The 499-nt window shown below is 74.1% G+C and carries 1 protein-coding gene; it reads left to right on the forward strand.

Annotation, left to right across the window (positions count from 1 at the left end; genetic code table 11):
- The first annotated feature begins 22 nt into the window (after positions 1–22).
- Entirely contained in the window at positions 23–496 is a 474-nt protein-coding gene (locus J1M38_RS09525) for an NUDIX hydrolase (protein WP_164971987.1), read from the forward strand.
- Positions 497–499 lie beyond the last annotated feature (3 nt).

The raw sequence follows: 499 nt of genomic DNA on the forward strand, positions 1-499 counted from the left end.
CCGTTCCGCCGGTGCCGCCTCCCTGCCCACGGTGGAGGAGGTCTCCGCCGGCGGCGTCATCGTCCGCGAGCACGACGGCGGCCTCGAGGTGGCCGTGATCGCCCGCTACAACCGCGGTGGCCGGCTCGAGTGGTGCCTGCCCAAGGGCCATCCCGAGGGCGAGGAGGACCACCGGCAGGCGGCCGTGCGCGAGGTGGAGGAGGAGACCGGGATCGCCGGCCACATCCTCGAGCCGCTCGGCGCGATCGACTACTGGTTCACAGTCGCCCGGCACCGCGTCCACAAGACCGTGCACCACTTCCTGCTGCGCGCCACGGGCGGCGAGCTGACCACGGAGAACGACCCGGACCACGAGGCCGTGGACGTCGCGTGGGTGCGCCTTGAGGACGTCGCGCGCCGCCTCTCCTTCGCCAACGAGCGCCGGATCGTCGACCTGGCCCGCCAGGTGGTCGACCAGCACTTCCCCCCGGGCGGTGCCCGGGGCCCCCGCCCCTGATCC

The sequence above is a fragment of the Micrococcus sp. KRD070 genome, from assembly GCF_017168435.1.
GTDB classification, from domain to species: Bacteria; Actinomycetota; Actinomycetes; order Actinomycetales; family Micrococcaceae; genus Micrococcus; species Micrococcus luteus.